Raw genomic sequence first — 14,999 nt, forward strand, 5'->3', positions numbered from 1 at the left:
ACAGGTTACACCTTACGGTTTCAGAACCAGCTTACCTACGGTTCTTCCTTCGCGGATCTTCCTGAGACGGGGACCCAGTGCATCAAAACCAATGATTTCAAGCTCAGGTACCCGAATCACTTCGCGCTCAGTAAGATAGCTGAAACGCTCCCCTGCGTACTGCATATCATGACGACCCAGGCTTCCGTTAACATGCCCGGCACCCAGGCTGAACTGATGAAAGCTCAGGCCACGCATAAAGGCATCCGGGTAGGCTTCCGGCCGCACGGTGCGTACCAGTTCAACCATCTGCCCTTCAAAGCCAAGCACATTGGCACACAGAATGTCGTTGTCACCACCCACACAATCCAGCGCGACATCTACGCCCTGGCCATACGTCAGTGCCATGGTCTCTGCCACCACATCCTGATTTCGATAATCAATGGCATGGGTTGCACCAAGACACCGTACATACTCATGATTGGCCTTACTGCAGGTGGTAATAATAGTTTCAATGCCTGCAAAGCTCGCAAGCTGAATGGCAAAACTCCCGACTCCACCAGAGCCTCCGGCTATAAAAATGCTTGAACGATTTTTGGCATCCAGTTTGTCAAACAGAGCCCGGTAGGCTGTCCAGCCTGCGCATGGGGTAGCGGCAGCCAACTCGGCAGGCACATCAGGATGCGACACAAGAGTGCGGCTGTCGTGGAGAGCGAACTCGGCAAACCCTCCGTACGGACGACGCATGTCACCATGATAGAGCACCCGGTCCCCCACTCCCCAGCCCTCTACTCTGTCACCTGCGTCCACGATTTCACCCGCCACATCCAGTCCGCCAACGAAATCATCGCCCATATCGGGCACCATGCCTTTCCACAGATGAATTTTGGCATCCACCGGATTAAGGCCGGTCGCGTGTACCTGAACCAGCACATCGTAGTCACCTTTCAGTTCCGGAACGGGAAGCTGACGCAAAACAAAGTCATCACTGGCAGCGTGGTAGGTCAGAGCTTTCATGGCGGACTCCTTGTCTGTGAGCCAGGGCAGACAAAACATACCCGAGCAAAAACTCAACACCGCCATTATACCGCTGCAAACACGGTTTCGGTGGTTAATTGAGCAAAATTCAGACAAAAAAAAGCATCCCGAAGGATGCCTGTCGAAAGAACGATAAATTATCTATAGGGGTGTTTAGTTTCAACACAGCCAGTATTGCCCAGGATAATTATTTGAAAAAGTAAATTAAATCGTTTCAGGTGAATTTTTTTCATTTACCACTTCAACCCCCTGATTGCGCAGGTGCTCAATATCTTTTGCCGGGGCATCAGAGTTGGTCACCAGCACCGCGATATCACTAATCTGGCCTACAGATGAGGGATAGATCTGTCCGAACTTGCTCGAATCAGTCACCACGATGTTACGTTTGTTCTTTGCGATAATCGCATTGGCGATATCAGCACGCATCATATCCCGGCTGGTGAAGCCTGTGTCCTGGTGATAGCCGTCAATACCGATAAAGGCGGTGCTGAAATGAGTATGCTCGATACAAAGCCGGGTCAGCGGCCCGACCAGGCTCTCCCCCTGATGCTGATATACACCACCAAGCAGGATCACATTCGACTCACAGTGACGGATAAGGTGAGCAATATAAGCACTTGGGGTAATAATGGTTACATCACCACGGTCTGCCAGGATTCTTGCCAGCAGGGCGTTGGCACTGCCGCCTTCAATCAGTACAGTTTCCCCCGGCACCACCAGCTCTGACGCACGTTGCGCCAGTTGCTGCTTGATATCAAAATGCACTTCCATCCGCGCATCGATATCATCACTCTGCAGGGTAACCGCTGCACCGTGAACCCGCTTGAGGTAACCGTTCTGCTCAAGGAAATTGAGATCCTGACGCACGGTGACACCGGATACCCCTGTCAGCTGCGACAGCTCGGTCACCTGCACTCTCTTGCGCTCATTTACGATTTGCAAAATCTCGCTCTGCCTTGAATTCATGGTTACCCCGTCAGTTGAAAATAAAAAAGCCGGGTTATTGTAACCCAGCCTGGTTTCATTTGAAACTTAAGTGAAAGTCAGGAGTTCCCGGTCCGCCAGTCAGAAGCCACTAAACAAACACGCATGAACCCATCCATGGGGCTTCACCGTTCAGTCCCTTGAACGGAGAGTTTGTTTAGTGACTCCTGACCGGCTCCTATCGATGAACTACAAACTGTGCTCAGTCCTGGCAATAATATCGTCCTGAGCGTCCGGAGACAGCGCAGTGAAGAACGCCGAATAGCCCGCAACACGTACCACGAGATCGCGATACTGCTCCGGATTCTCCTTCGCCGCCAGCAGGGTATCGCGTGACACGATATTGTACTGAACGTGCCAGCCCTTATGATGATTGAAGAAAGTACGAATCAGCATTGAGAGCTTTAGCTTATCACTGTCGGTTGCCAGCGCCGCCGGAGACAGTTTCTGGTTAAGCAGCACACCACCGAGGATTTTTCCGGTCTGGATCTTGGCAATGGAGTTATATACCGCTGTTGGCCCTAAGCGATCCGAGCCTGAGGCCGGGCTGGCCCCCTCTGCCAGAGGGGTGTGGGCTTTACGGCCATCGGGCGTCGCCATGGTCGAGGCGCCAAACGGTACATTGGCTGAAATACTGGATGTGCCTGCGTAGTAGCCACCGCCGATCGGCCCGCGTCCGAAACGGGTATTGTGATAGTGAGACAACTCATCAATATAAGCCTGATAGGCCTGTTCCAGCAGCAGATCGACACTGTCATCATCATTTCCGTATTTAGGTGCAAAGTTGATCAGACGCTGGCGCAGCGCTTCCTGATCTTCAAAATCTCCCTCAAGGGCCTCTGCCAGTTGCTGCTGGGCAATTTCCCCTCTGTCAAATACCAGATGTTTAATCGCAGCCAGGCTGTTCCCCAGGTTTGCAATCCCCACCTGCAGACCGGAAACCCAGTCATACTTCGCCCCACCCTGCTTAACGGTTTTGCCGCGGGCGATGCAGTCATCCACCAGCGCACTGCAGAGAATGTCGTGAGCCTGGTCTTCCAGTACCCAGTCCACAACCGTATCAATCTCAATTGATTTGCGGGTGTAGTAGCGCACCTGTTCGTTCCAGGACTCCATCACCTGGCCGAAGTTTTCAAAGCTGCCATCAGCCAGGGAACGGTTATGAGGCAGGAAAGCTTTGCCACTGGTGGCATCGACACCTTTGTTAAGCGCAGCCAGCAGAATACGGGCAAAGTTAATAAAGCTCATGCCGGTGCAGCGGTAACCCCATTTACCCGGCACGGCAGTTTCGATACAACCAATCGACGCGTAGTTGTAGGCATCTTCACGCTCTACGCCCAGCTTAATAAATTCCGGGATCACGATTTCATCGTTGTTAAACGCGGGCATACCAAAGCCACATTTAATCACTTCAACACACGCCATCAGAAAATCCTGATCAAGGTTCTCATGATAGCGAACACTCAGGTTTGGCTGGGTCGAGCGAAGCTGACCGCAGGATTCCAGAATCGCCCAGGAAAGCGGGTTGACCGCATCATGTGCTTCGCCATTTTTATCCAGACGCTGACCACCGATACAGACATTCTGGTAAAGCGGGCTGCCTGCCGATGCTTTGGAGTGCGCGCCGGAGCGGATTTTGTTCACTTCAAGCAGCTTAAGCCAGCAGCTTTGAAGCAGTTCCAGACCAAACTCACGCTGCAGTCTTCCCTGCTCAAGGTCTTTGGTGAAGAAAGTATTCAGGTACTGGTCCATCCGTCCAAAAGAAACCGAGTGACCGTTAGACTCGATCTGCAGAATAAGCTGGATAAAGTAACAAAGCTGCAGTGCCTGCCAGAAAGTCTCCGGCTTATGGTAAGCAATATGGCGACAGTTCACGGCAATCTGTTTCAGCTCTTCGCTGCGCTCTTTACGGCTCTCTTCACCGGCCATCTTCTCCGCCAGTTCAGCAAAGCGGATAATGTGCTGCTGAACGGCTTCCAGCACGATCTCAACAGACTGATGGAACTGAGCCTTGTGCAGCCCGTCCAGACTGGTCAGTTCCCGTGGCTGAGCCTGCACTTCTTCAAGCAGGCCACCAAGGCCCAGAGAAAGCAGCTTTTCATTATCAATAGCAAGGTGGGCATCGCCCGATGTCATGTTGCCTTCGGCCTTGATGATGGTGGTCGCCAGAATCGCCTGCTGCTCTTTCGTAAACAGGCCGTAGCAACGATCCTGAACGGTATTGCCACGCCAGAACGGAACCAGCTCATGGATGTCTTCTTTATCCTGCTCGCTTACTGCAAAACCGGCACCCGGACGGTCAGCCAAATCATCAATTTCCGCTTCAATCCAGCGCACGGTATATTCAGGGAAAATCGGCGCGGCGCGCACTTTGCTCGCCTGGTTACCGACGATGAGCTCATCGTGTTTAATCCAGATGCTTTTGGTACGCAGGTGCTCTGCCAGAGCCAGAGCCCGGCGGATGATCACAGGTTTATCCTGGTGCGCTTTGTACACCTGAGTATAAGCCTTTGCCCGCTCAGTACAGACTGGCGGAGTTACGATATTCACCAGCGCCAGTTTATGAGCGCGAATTCGCTGGGGTAAGGTGTTGAGTTCCATGCTTAACCTCGTATTGTCACGTTGACGCTGGCGTAGTCCTTAATGCGCTCCAGCAGCTCAGGCTTATTGAGCGGCGTGGTCGCGCACTGGTAAGGCATATCCAGCAGGCGGTATTTGTTAATGCCAAGGGTGTGGTAAGGCAGCAGGTGAATTTCCTGACAGCCCGGCAGACTCTGGGCAAAATCGACGATAGCTTTCAGCTCCGCTTCGGTATCGTTAAATCCGGGAACCACGGGAACGCGGATCACCAGCCGTTTGGCAAGCGGAGCCAGTTTTTCAAAATTAGTCAGAATGCGTTTAAGCGAACCTTCGGCCCATTCGCTGAACTTCTTCTCATCAGTGTGTTTCAGATCGGTCAGCCAGCAATCCACCAACGGCGTCAGCGGCCCGATGTTTTTCCACGGCACATGCATGCAGGTTTCAATCGCAATATTGACCTCCCGCTCCACCAGTTTCTGGCTGACAGAGCGCACTAACTCACTCTGCATCAAGGGCTCTCCACCGGAAAAAGTCACTCCGCCTCCGCTCTGCTGGTAAAAAGGCAGGTCTTTCATCAGTTCTTCAAACAGCTGCTCTTCATCTGCTTCTTTGCCACATACGGTCAGCGCCTGACTCGGGCAAAGGTCATGCAGAGTAATAAGGTCTTCGGTACTGATCTTTCTGCGGTTGATCAACACAATGTCGTCGTGTTTGGTGATAGCAGGCGTTGCCAGGGTGCAGAGTTCACACTCTTCCATACAAAGGCGCTGATCCATCATCAGCTGCGGATGACGGGCACGGCTTTCCGGGTTCTGACACCAGCGGCACGCGAGGCTGCATCCCTTTAAAAACAGAATGCTGCGAATGCCATCCCCGTCGTGAGTAGAGAACCTTTGTATGTTGAAGTACATGTCTGTGTCCTGCTTGCTTTCGATATTTGAAATATAAAAACTTTCATTTGAAATTTCAATTGATCGAAATCAAGATTTCATTTGATGGATAAATTTATATTGAATGCAACTGAAAACGACAGGATTGAAACCATGACTGAACTCTATCTTGATACCGCTGACCTTAACGAAGTCACCCGCTTTGCACGCTGTATGCCACTGAAAGGCGTAACGACCAACCCGACTATCCTTGCCAAACAGGGCTCTGGCGTAAAAGAGACGCTGACAGCCATGTCTGAACTGCTCGGCCCGGATGCCCGCTTTCATGCTCAGGTCGTCAGTGAGACAACCGAAGCCATGGTAGAAGAAGGAATTTCGCTGAGTGAGCTGCCGTGGGATATGGTTGTAAAGGTGCCCGCTACAGAGGCTGGCCTGGCAGCAATTAAGCAACTAAAACAAAGAGGTATCGCAGTACTGGCCACGGCCATTTACTCAACCCAGCAGGGCCTGATGGCAGCACTGAATGGTGCGGATTACCTTGCCCCTTATGTAAACCGAATTGATGCAATGGGCGGAGACGGCGTTGAAGTAGTCGCAGAACTTCAGCAGTTACTGGCGGCCTATAACCTGTCAGCCAAAGTACTGGCGGCAAGCTTTAAGAACACCCGCCAGGCGCTGGAAGTGATGAAACTGGGTATCGGTGCAATCACCCTGCCGGTGGATGTGGCAGCTCAAATGGTGACTCACCCGGCGGCTGAGCCTGCGGTAGCGCAGTTTGGAAAAGACTGGAAAGGGAGTTTTGGGGACAAGCTTTCATTTGAAAGTTGATTATTGCCTGAACTTGTTAGGTTCTCAGATCGCTTGACGGGGTCCCGGCTCAGGGCCGGGATGACAGATTTATGCTTATGAAACAACAGCTAATGACCTGGCGCTGTATCTAACCACGCCCACCGTGTCATTCTGAACCTGATTCAGAATCTTCTTACAGCACGCCGTATATTCACGCGCCAGCTGTCACCGTACTCGTGGCAGCAAATGCGTGTCGCTACCGCGAGGTGAGTCCATCCTCGCGGACAACAGATTCTGAATCGCGCTTTACCTGTTGAGCGCGCGAATAACTCAGGGGAGCGCGTTCAGAATGACCGGGATCGTGGAGAAGGGGATATAACTACTGATTCTCCATGCACTGACAGCATTACCAGGCTGACACTTCAAAATATAATCAGGGTAAACAGATCGTTTCACGAGGTCCCGGCTCAAGGCCGGGATGACAATAGTTTATTGAATGTTAAGGGGAATTTGTCATCCCGGACGCGCTCCACTACCCTTGCCATCCGCACGCAGGTGGGCGCGAGCCGGGATCCCGAACAGCAGGCTTTGTACGGTTCACTCCTGCCCCACAAAAATCAGACGCTCAGTGTCAAAACCACGCTCTTTTGCCATCTGAACAAACTTATCGATGACTTCCTCGTCCACCTGAGGCTTGCGAGCCAGAAGCCACAGATAATCTGTATTCGGGCCTGAGACAAAAGCGTATTCGTAGTTGTCACTGTCTAAAGCAAAAACCACGTAAGAACCATAGAACGGGCCAAAGAAAGACACTTTCAGGTAGCCCTCCGATGTGCTGTTGACGAAATAGGCTTTACCTTCTGCTTCTTTCCATCTGTTTTCGGCTGCCAGAAAGCCTCTGTTCAAAACGGAAACCCCACCATCATCCCTGAGCGTATATTCCGCGGTTACCTGACTCAGTCCCTCTTCAAATGAATGGTCAAGGCGGGCTATTTCGTACCATTTTCCGAGGTAGTTGTTCAGTTCAAAATCAGATACTGGTTTGACTGATTCCGGTATTCCGAGACAACCACTTAAAGCTAAGGAAAGTGCTAACAACAGAATTTTTTTCACAAATACCTCCTGAATAACCGGCTCCCTGTTAAACGACTGCCGGATCACAAACTGGCAGCCGGTCTTTATTGCCTGTCTGCTTTAGTCTCCATTGACGTCACTGTCAGTATCACCGACATGGTCAGCATCACCTGAACCAGATTGGCCGGTATTCAAAGCTACAGCCCATGACAGGAACAGTAAGTTACAAATGTCCGGGCCCCTCTTTCTGATTACCGGAATATCTTCTGCTACTGAGGCCAGAATCAAACAGGATCCAAGCACCGGTACCAGCCAGCTAAAGACAACAGCAGCAATTTTCTGCTTCCTGTTAAGCCCATCTGACAGTACGACGCAATATGACACTACGATATTCAAATAAATGATGGCTGCAACTGACAACCAGATAACCACATAAACTGCCATACTGATCTCCCGTGTACTTCATGCAGCCACATTAATGGTAGTACACCCGAACAACTTCATGAACCATCAGCATTGCAACCTGTTGGATTGCTCCTGCTGCACGCTACCGTTTATACAAATCACGAAACTCCTTTTCGTTTCAGCACGTAATCTTCCAGCTGCGCTCTCTGTACCCGTCTTGTTTCCGACTCAATTCCAAAATCGAATTTAAGCTATTCCATCTGGCCTGGTTCTCCAGCCAGGCAATTAGCCATACCATTTTTCCAGCGATAAGAATCTGCGAACCTGTCCCAACAGACACTTCGCTATTCCTGTCAGTTCTTAGCAAGTTAAATCCTGACCAGTCAGGAGAAGAGGTAGCTAATCATGTCAAAACATCTTGTTTTCTACGTCGAATTCAATGTGAAGCCTGAGTGCGTCGACAAGTTTCTGAAAGGCGCTACCAGCGTACTGGAAGCCATGTCCCATGAAGAGACTTTTGTTTCAACGTATTTCCATCGCGATATCAGCAATCCAAACAAGTTCACCCTTTATGAACGCTGGGATGAGCCATCCATGGAAGCATTCGTAAAGAACCAGCTGGAAGGCAAATCTTACCGCGATGAATACGAAGCCTATTTGCCGGACCTGCTAACCAGTCCGCGAACATTCGCAGTACTTGAACCGCTCGATGAGTGGAAAAGCAATTAACCCGAACGTCAATAAGTAACTGTCACTGCCTCCCGCCAGAACCGGAGACAGTACCAAATCAGAGGAAACAAAAATGGATATGCAGCAAAAGATACAACAACTGCTTGATAAGCAGGAACTGACCGAAATCATGTACAAGTTCGCGCGCGCCCTGGACCGGGTAGACGGTGAGCTAATGAAATCAACCTACTGGGAAGATGCCACTGAAGAACACCAGGATCCAATTTTCCCGGATCTGTTCTTCTACAACGACAACGCTCACACATTCGTTGAACCTGCTATGGAAGGGTTCCGGGCATTGAAAGCAACTCAGCACCGTATCAGTAACCCTCTGATCGAAATCGATGGCGATAAAGCGACCGCTGAGTGCTACGTCTGGGCTTACCACGTTCACGAACAGGATGGTGCCGATAAAGAAGGGATTCTGGGTGGCCGCCATCACTTCCGTTTCGAGCGCCGTGATGGTGTATGGAAAATAAAGCACCGCTCCACTGTATTCGACTGGAACCAGAACCAGGATGCCACGGCTATCTGGGCTGAAAACTACAGTGACAAGCTGCGCGGCAAACGCAACAAAGATGATGACAGCTACAACTACATCAGCTTCTGATTGAATAGCCCTCACCACTCCCTTCAAAGACAGGCAGCAACTGGCAGCTGGTTCAACAGCGCTTTAGTCCGATGCCGGAGCCAGTCACTGCCTGCTATTGAAGGCACCAATTGTGCGAGCCTCAACGTCAGCCCACATTAAAAGGAAAAACTCATGACATCCATCAAGTTCATGCCTGGTACTCAGTTTCCCGCTATCGACTTACCCACTGTCGGCGGTAGCAGGGTTTCTCTTAGCACCCCACAAACAGGCTTCGACTGGCAGTTAGTACTGGTCTACCGTGGCCAGCACTGTCCACTATGTACCCGTTACCTGACTGAAGCAGAAACGCTGAGAAAGGAGTTTCAAAAGCTGGGGATTGATATCATTGCGGTCTCTGCTGACAGCGAATCACAGGCAACTATCCATAAGGAGAAAATGACCATCAGCTTCCCGATTGCTTACGGCCTTAGCATACAGCAAATGCAGCAGCTGGGGCTTTACATCTCATCACCAAGATCTGAGCAGGAAACTGACCACCCGTTTTCAGAACCGGGCCTGTTTGTGATTAACGAGAAAGGCCAGGTGCAGATCCTGGATATGTCGAATGGCCCCTTTGTGCGCCCGGAACTCAAAACTCTGCTTGCCGGGCTGGCTTTCATTCGCAACCCGGAAAATAACTACCCGATTCGTGGCACCTTCCGGTAAAGTACGGCAGCCCGGTCCTCCGGGCAGAATCGAAGCGTTCCCTCATGACATAACGTATTCCGGCTAACAAAACACCGGGTTTGCTGCCAGTTTCTGTTTCATATAGTCAACAAAACTGCGCACTTTCAGCGGGACATGTCTGCTCTGCGGATAAATGGCATTGAATGGCAGTGAACTGGCCTCATAGTCCGGCAGCAATACCTGAAGCCTTCCCGATTTAACATGATCATCAACCATCCAAACCGGAAGCTCTGCGATACCTGTGCCGTTCAGTGCCAGTTCCAGAATCACATCACCACTGTCACACTGACAGTTACCGCTTACCGGTACTGAAAACGCCTCCCCATTGTGCTTAAAGTGCCAGATATTAATTGATTTCAGCAACGAGTAGACCAGGCAGTTATGATGTTTCAGGTCTGCTGGATCAGCAGGCTCTCCCTGTGTTTCGAGATAGTCAGGCGAAGCCACCAGCAACATGGGGTTATCAAACAAATGACGTGCAATCAGTGAAGAGTCTTCCAGCTTTCTGGCACGGAACGCCACATCAATCCCTTCCGCAATCAGGTCGACGTGTTTATCACTCAGAGCCAAATCTACCCGAATGTCCGGGTAAAGAGCCAAAAACTCAGCCAAAACCGGAGCAATAGCTAACCGGCCGAACACCACCGGTGCCGCTACCCTGATGGTCCCCCTTGGAGAGGCCACCTGAGAACGCGCTGTTGCCTCAGCTTCATCCAGCTCACTGATAATCGCCACACATTTTTCAAAGTAACCTGCGCCCGCTTCGGTAAGTGAAAGCTCCCGGCTGCTGCGGGTCAGCAGTTTAACCCCCAGCTTAGACTCCAGTGCAGCGACTTTCTTGCTTATTGTAGCCTGACTGGTGTTTTGCTCTCTGGCCGCAGCTGAAAAGCTGCCTATCTGTACAACCCGGATAAATGCCCGCATCGCGCCCAACTGATCCATCCGCTCTCACCTCATTCAAAACAGGAATAATTAAATGAAAGATTAGCACCCATCTATTCACAATAACAATCCACCCTTTCAATTTTGTTATCCATCGGTCACCTGATACTTAACGAAATTCCTTTTTCGAATAAATGCTATTCGGTTACCCCAGGTTCTCTCCCTTTAAGCACTGCAGTACTTTTTAGGTCATCACACGAAAGATTTCTTAAACGAGGGAAACCGCTATGAACCAGGATATCCTGTTTAACCCATACCCGCTCAGCCCGGAACTGACACTGAAAAATCGCATCGTTATGGCCCCAATGAACCGCAGTATGGCAGACGATGAGTTTGTACCGACTAGGGCTATGGCTGACTACTATGCCCGCCGCGCTGAAGCCGGATTGATCATTACTGAGTCCCTTATGATCTCTCCTTCAGCTCAGGGTTACCCAAATACTCCTGCTATCTTTACCCGCGCGCACATTGAAGGATGGAAAAAGGTAACGGAACAGGTTCACAAAAACGGCGGCAGGATTTTTGCCCAAATCTGGCATACCGGGCGGGTCTCCCATCCTGTTTACCTAAACGGAGAAAAGCCACTGGCTCCTTCTGCCGTTGCCCTTAAGGGCCGGGTTCCGCGCACTGATGATCTGCAATACGGTACACCAAGGGAAATGACAGAGTCTGAAATTGAGCAGATGATCGCAGATTTTGCCCGCGCAGCCGCTAACGCCAGACAGGCGGGGTTTGACGGTGTTGAAATCCATGCTGCCAATGGTTATCTGCTCGATCAGTTTCTGCACTGGGATACCAACCGCCGCACAGATGCATGGGGAGGCAGTGCGGAAAACATGAGCCGCCTCCTGTTTAACGTCCTGGAGGCGGTAAAGCAGGAAATCCCGCACGTTGGGATTCGACTGTCCCCGGTCGCTTATATCCACCTGGAGCATGACGATCGTGATAAGCAAATCTCCGACTATGTTCTGCAGCGCCTGAATCAGTATGAAATAGCCTACGTTCATACCGGAATGTTCGAAGACAGTTACTACCAGCATCTTGCCGGGACCGTTACCCAATATATCCGCAGTATTTACAAAGGCAGTGTGATCGCCTGTGGCAGCTACAGCGCTGTAAGTGGCAGAGAAGCTCTGAATAAAGATGATGCGGATCTTATCGCCATCGGTCGTCCATTCATTGCCAATCCGGATTTTGTTGAAAAAGTCAGGCTCGGTCAGCCCCTCACTCCCTATGAGGCCGGGATGCTTAACGAGCTGTACTGAGCTCATGTGGCCATCAGCCCAAATACAAAAAAAGCCCCTCATAGAGGGGCCGAATAAAATAAAAACAGGCTAATTTTCAATACCTTAAGGTAAACACAATTAATCGCGACCCTATAATGTCCACCACTTACGGGTTACTACCGAACATGGGGCACCTCATCACCTAAAGCACATTTGAAGCGCATCTCATAGGTTCAACCTTTGTTCTCGTCGCCATCTTGCTCAGGTTTAATACCCTCTGCTTTTCTACGAACCTCTATCTCTTGCTCAATTCGCTCTCGCTGAAACTCAACTAAAGAAGCTGGTAGAGAGAACGAAAACATACATGCGATAGAAGCACTAAATAGATAGACATGCTCTAAAATGAGTATGCACTTGGGATACTTGTTATTTAGTAAGATAGATACAAAAATGACAAAGAGTGTGAACAAGTAGAGTTTGAAGAGCCACTTATGCCTATTCAAACGATTAAATGTCAGTTCACTTCCGAGCTGTGCTGCTTGCCACCCCCCGGAAGGCAGTGACTTTGGGTCACCAACCAATGTAATGACCGCTATCAGGAAACCAGCTAAGATAGAGAAAACCGTAACGATTACGTTCACAGCATCTTTGTTCCCATGCAAAAGCGGCTGTCCCAACCATGAGACAAGCCCGCCAATGCAGCAAATAACCGCCGCCCTTAGTACTTTCTTTTTGTCTATCTCAACATTCATTGAACCAATATGCCATTTGCGTCCAGCTGGCCATGATAATCTTTAAGCGCTTTCCAAGCACTAGGTCGACTTAAAGATTTGCCAAGCACTTTAATTGTAAATGTGTCTGATACTCTGATTTCTTCAGATGTAATGACCTGATCATTACTCGTTACTATCACAAAACCATCTTCATTGTGCTTATCGAAAGCATCAAGTACCAAACCAGCGGTTTTGGTTAATCGCTGTCGGCCTTTCTCACCAAAACCAATAGGTAAGTTCTTTCTACGAGCCGCCTGGCCATCAAATTTTATCGACAGGCTGACATTTAGGTTTTCAGTTGCACGTATATCTTTCATACTAGGATCTTTTGCAAACAAGTTCCGTAACTCATCCGCAACTTTTCCACTTAGACTGGCAACTGGAGAGGCATTCTTATTTGCATAGTTCAAACTGGCATCATAAAGACTTGTGTTGAGGCGAATCTCTTTCACACCTTGCTTTTGAATCATGTTCACTTTGCTAACTTTAGCCACTTTGGACAACTCCAGCATAGTTGACTCATGAGGGTAATTCCCCTTGTGCAAAAGGCCAGCCAGATAGCTTACTAAAACTGATTCACGAACTTTAGTTGTGCACATCACAATATCGTTATTTCGAATGTAGGCAAAAACTTCGCCATCAATATAGTCTTTACCCAATGGTGCAGGTTCAGCATCAACTTTTGATGATTTCGCCCCCAAATTCGGCTTGATTGTTGATGCGTGTTCCCCTGGCATATAGGCCGTTATCTGAACAAAAATTCCGGTCCCGGCACCATCGTCTTTAACAAAAGACGCTGTCAATGTACCGGACGTTGTCGCCAAGGTTCTTTCTCCAACATTGCTTAAATGGTTAAAGCAGTCACGAGCAATACTCTCAAGATTTTTCTTAGATTTCGTTTGAGCCCCCCACTCAGCCCGTCGGTAGTAAACTCTTTTACGCTTTGTTTGGTCAGTCTTTTTCTTTGCCACTATTGATAACTCACTCTATAAACAAGATTACTTCTGTCAATGTTGTATCACTTTCAGAAAACGCGATATACACCACAAATCACATTTTATAACTTGTTTATATTTAATGTGGAACTTTTTTTGAGGGATAGATGATGGCCATATACTGCGTAAGCTATGACCTGAATGCACCTGGACAAGACTACGATACTCTAATTGACGAAATAAAAGCACTCGGTGATTGGTGGCACTACCTTGATTCAACGTGGTTAATACATACAAGCTCTTCGACCGCTTCAGATATCGCAACACGACTTAACAAAGCAATTGATAATGATGACAGCTTACTTGTCATTCGAGTGACAAAGGACTTCGCTGGATGGCTACCGCAAAAGGCTTGGGACTGGATTCGAGAACGAGACTAACTTTGAGCCCACTGCAAGTGGGCTTTCCACAAATCAAAACACCTTTGACTCCAGCCTGATAAGGCGGTTGTTGTGCTGCCAGAACATCCCAATAATGACTAGCATTGATGGGGGCAAACCCATCGAAGTTAAGTACTGCAAAATCTCAACCATAACTATTTCCACTCATCTCGCACAGTCTCATACAGACCAATAGCCACCGGTGCCAGTGCACCAATCAGGCCACCGTATTGCACACCCTCTGCGGTCACGCTGGCGGTGATAAGCTCCGGGTGTCCGGTCACCAGTGCAATGCCTGCGCCCAGAAGCGCTACGCCTTTCTTTGTGGATGGTTGGTCAAGGTCGATGCCGATTTTTGCCAGTAAGTCTTTCATAGTAGTTTTGCCTTTTTCAGATATTTAATGGTGTAGGCAGCGAGCACCCCGCCCGCTACCGTCAGTAGTACACTTTTCAGATCTTGCTTGGTCATGCCAGCGCTACCCCCTGCCGGGCGTCACTCAGCGTGTAGTGGTGCCCCACCTCCATCTGTGACATGGCGTGAAGCACCCGCGCTAACAGCTCACTGTCGGACAGGTCAATGGCCGCGTCCGGCGTGGTGCCGACCTTACGCGCCACAAAGCCCGCATAATTGTGAGTCTTGTTTTCGTTTGGCGGCGCAAAGCGGTGAATGATTTCGCCAAGCGTGTACAGGCCATAGTTACGCTGGTAATTGCGCAGCAGCTTGGCACCGGCCCGGAATCCGTATTTGTGGTGTTTGAACGTTTCAAACGACACATCCCGGCTGATTGCCGCTTCACCCTCCCAGTCATTGCCCTTTCGGATGTTGAGCGGGTTGTTATTGCGTATCCCGCGAACGCTTGATTGTGTGTGTGCCATATACAGCCCTATGAGAATTAC

Annotated in this window: 16 protein-coding genes; 5 read left to right on the top strand and 11 right to left on the bottom strand. The window is 49.8% G+C overall.

Features of this window, described 5'->3' with window-relative positions; genetic code table 11:
* Positions 1–12 precede the first annotated feature (12 nt).
* The 4 genes from ACVB80_RS02015 to ACVB80_RS02030 form a co-directional block, all read right to left on the bottom strand.
* Positions 13–996, bottom strand: coding sequence for a zinc-binding dehydrogenase (locus ACVB80_RS02015; protein ID WP_481079581.1), 984 nt, complete (start codon positions 994–996; stop codon positions 13–15).
* 225 nt (positions 997–1,221) lie between these two features.
* On the bottom strand, positions 1,222–1,983 hold the full coding sequence (locus tag ACVB80_RS02020) for a DeoR family transcriptional regulator (RefSeq protein WP_481079582.1): 762 nt from the start codon (positions 1,981–1,983) through the stop codon (positions 1,222–1,224).
* A 207-nt stretch (positions 1,984–2,190) separates the two neighbouring features.
* Positions 2,191–4,602, bottom strand: a complete 2,412-nt coding sequence (locus ACVB80_RS02025; protein ID WP_481079583.1) for a formate C-acetyltransferase/glycerol dehydratase family glycyl radical enzyme — start codon at positions 4,600–4,602, stop codon at positions 2,191–2,193.
* 2 nt (positions 4,603–4,604) lie between these two features.
* On the bottom strand, positions 4,605–5,492 hold the full coding sequence (locus ACVB80_RS02030; RefSeq protein WP_481079584.1) for a glycyl-radical enzyme activating protein: 888 nt from the start codon (positions 5,490–5,492) through the stop codon (positions 4,605–4,607).
* Positions 5,493–5,624: 132 nt separating this feature from the next.
* Here ACVB80_RS02030 and ACVB80_RS02035 point away from each other — a divergent pair, with 132 nt between their 5' ends.
* Positions 5,625–6,299, top strand: a complete 675-nt coding sequence (locus ACVB80_RS02035; protein WP_481079585.1) for a fructose-6-phosphate aldolase — start codon at positions 5,625–5,627, stop codon at positions 6,297–6,299.
* Positions 6,300–6,857: 558 nt separating this feature from the next.
* On the opposite strand, the gene ACVB80_RS02040 is transcribed toward ACVB80_RS02035, so the two are convergent.
* Both ACVB80_RS02040 and ACVB80_RS02045 read right to left on the bottom strand, forming a co-directional pair.
* Positions 6,858–7,373 carry a lipocalin family protein gene (locus ACVB80_RS02040; RefSeq protein ID WP_481079586.1) on the bottom strand — a complete coding sequence of 172 codons (516 nt, stop codon included), beginning with the start codon at positions 7,371–7,373 and terminating at the stop codon, positions 6,858–6,860.
* 81 nt (positions 7,374–7,454) lie between these two features.
* On the bottom strand, positions 7,455–7,778 hold the full coding sequence (locus tag ACVB80_RS02045) for a hypothetical protein (protein WP_481079587.1): 324 nt from the start codon (positions 7,776–7,778) through the stop codon (positions 7,455–7,457).
* 366 nt (positions 7,779–8,144) lie between these two features.
* Between ACVB80_RS02045 and ACVB80_RS02050 the strand changes: the two genes are divergently transcribed.
* The 3 genes from ACVB80_RS02050 (at position 8,145) to ACVB80_RS02060 (ending at position 9,765) form a co-directional block, all read left to right on the top strand.
* Positions 8,145–8,468 carry a putative quinol monooxygenase gene (locus ACVB80_RS02050; RefSeq protein WP_481079588.1) on the top strand — a complete coding sequence of 108 codons (324 nt, stop codon included), beginning with the start codon at positions 8,145–8,147 and terminating at the stop codon, positions 8,466–8,468.
* 73 nt (positions 8,469–8,541) lie between these two features.
* A complete protein-coding gene (locus ACVB80_RS02055; RefSeq protein ID WP_481079589.1) occupies positions 8,542–9,078 on the top strand; it encodes a nuclear transport factor 2 family protein in 537 nt (178 codons plus the stop codon).
* A gap of 153 nt (positions 9,079–9,231) precedes the next feature.
* Entirely contained in the window at positions 9,232–9,765 is a 534-nt protein-coding gene (locus tag ACVB80_RS02060; protein WP_481079590.1) for a peroxiredoxin-like family protein, read from the top strand.
* A gap of 63 nt (positions 9,766–9,828) precedes the next feature.
* Here the strand turns inward: ACVB80_RS02060 and ACVB80_RS02065 are convergent, their stop codons facing one another.
* A complete protein-coding gene (locus tag ACVB80_RS02065) occupies positions 9,829–10,728 on the bottom strand; it encodes a LysR family transcriptional regulator (RefSeq protein ID WP_481079591.1) in 900 nt (299 codons plus the stop codon).
* Between the two features lie 227 nt (positions 10,729–10,955).
* Here ACVB80_RS02065 and ACVB80_RS02070 point away from each other — a divergent pair, with 227 nt between their 5' ends.
* Positions 10,956–11,993, top strand: a complete 1,038-nt coding sequence (locus ACVB80_RS02070; protein ID WP_481079592.1) for an alkene reductase — start codon at positions 10,956–10,958, stop codon at positions 11,991–11,993.
* Between the two features lie 194 nt (positions 11,994–12,187).
* Here the strand turns inward: ACVB80_RS02070 and ACVB80_RS02075 are convergent, their stop codons facing one another.
* The 4 genes from ACVB80_RS02075 to ACVB80_RS02090 form a co-directional block, all read right to left on the bottom strand.
* Positions 12,188–12,706, bottom strand: a complete 519-nt coding sequence (locus tag ACVB80_RS02075) for a hypothetical protein (RefSeq protein WP_481079593.1) — start codon at positions 12,704–12,706, stop codon at positions 12,188–12,190.
* Positions 12,703–13,698 (bottom strand): hypothetical protein, encoded by a 996-nt coding sequence (locus ACVB80_RS02080; RefSeq protein WP_481079594.1) that lies wholly within the window; start codon positions 13,696–13,698, stop codon positions 12,703–12,705. Before ACVB80_RS02080 ends, ACVB80_RS02075 begins: the two co-directional genes overlap by 4 nt.
* A gap of 559 nt (positions 13,699–14,257) precedes the next feature.
* Positions 14,258–14,476 carry a hypothetical protein gene (locus tag ACVB80_RS02085; protein ID WP_481079595.1) on the bottom strand — a complete coding sequence of 73 codons (219 nt, stop codon included), beginning with the start codon at positions 14,474–14,476 and terminating at the stop codon, positions 14,258–14,260.
* Positions 14,477–14,567: 91 nt separating this feature from the next.
* Positions 14,568–14,978, bottom strand: coding sequence for a structural protein (locus ACVB80_RS02090; RefSeq protein ID WP_481079596.1), 411 nt, complete (start codon positions 14,976–14,978; stop codon positions 14,568–14,570).
* Positions 14,979–14,999 lie beyond the last annotated feature (21 nt).

The organism is Vibrio sp. 9-16B-A1, assembly GCF_056726165.1.

Bases quoted from the DNA above. Each gene is read 5' to 3' on its own strand.
- ACVB80_RS02015 (WP_481079581.1), bottom strand. From the start codon at position 996: ATGAAAGCTCTGACCTACCACGCTGCCAGTGATGACTTTGTTTTGCGT.
- ACVB80_RS02020 (WP_481079582.1), bottom strand. From the start codon at position 1,983: ATGAATTCAAGGCAGAGCGAGATTTTGCAAATCGTAAATGAGCGCAAG.
- ACVB80_RS02035 (WP_481079585.1), top strand. From the start codon at position 5,625: ATGACTGAACTCTATCTTGATACCGCTGACCTTAACGAAGTCACCCGC.
- ACVB80_RS02070 (WP_481079592.1), top strand. From the start codon at position 10,956: ATGAACCAGGATATCCTGTTTAACCCATACCCGCTCAGCCCGGAACTG.
- ACVB80_RS02075 (WP_481079593.1), bottom strand. From the start codon at position 12,706: ATGAATGTTGAGATAGACAAAAAGAAAGTACTAAGGGCGGCGGTTATT.
- ACVB80_RS02045 (WP_481079587.1), bottom strand. From the start codon at position 7,778: ATGGCAGTTTATGTGGTTATCTGGTTGTCAGTTGCAGCCATCATTTAT.
- ACVB80_RS02055 (WP_481079589.1), top strand. From the start codon at position 8,542: ATGGATATGCAGCAAAAGATACAACAACTGCTTGATAAGCAGGAACTG.
- ACVB80_RS02085 (WP_481079595.1), bottom strand. From the start codon at position 14,476: ATGAAAGACTTACTGGCAAAAATCGGCATCGACCTTGACCAACCATCC.
- ACVB80_RS02050 (WP_481079588.1), top strand. From the start codon at position 8,145: ATGTCAAAACATCTTGTTTTCTACGTCGAATTCAATGTGAAGCCTGAG.
- ACVB80_RS02090 (WP_481079596.1), bottom strand. From the start codon at position 14,978: ATGGCACACACACAATCAAGCGTTCGCGGGATACGCAATAACAACCCG.
- ACVB80_RS02065 (WP_481079591.1), bottom strand. From the start codon at position 10,728: ATGGATCAGTTGGGCGCGATGCGGGCATTTATCCGGGTTGTACAGATA.
- ACVB80_RS02025 (WP_481079583.1), bottom strand. From the start codon at position 4,602: ATGGAACTCAACACCTTACCCCAGCGAATTCGCGCTCATAAACTGGCG.
- ACVB80_RS02030 (WP_481079584.1), bottom strand. From the start codon at position 5,492: ATGTACTTCAACATACAAAGGTTCTCTACTCACGACGGGGATGGCATT.
- ACVB80_RS02060 (WP_481079590.1), top strand. From the start codon at position 9,232: ATGACATCCATCAAGTTCATGCCTGGTACTCAGTTTCCCGCTATCGAC.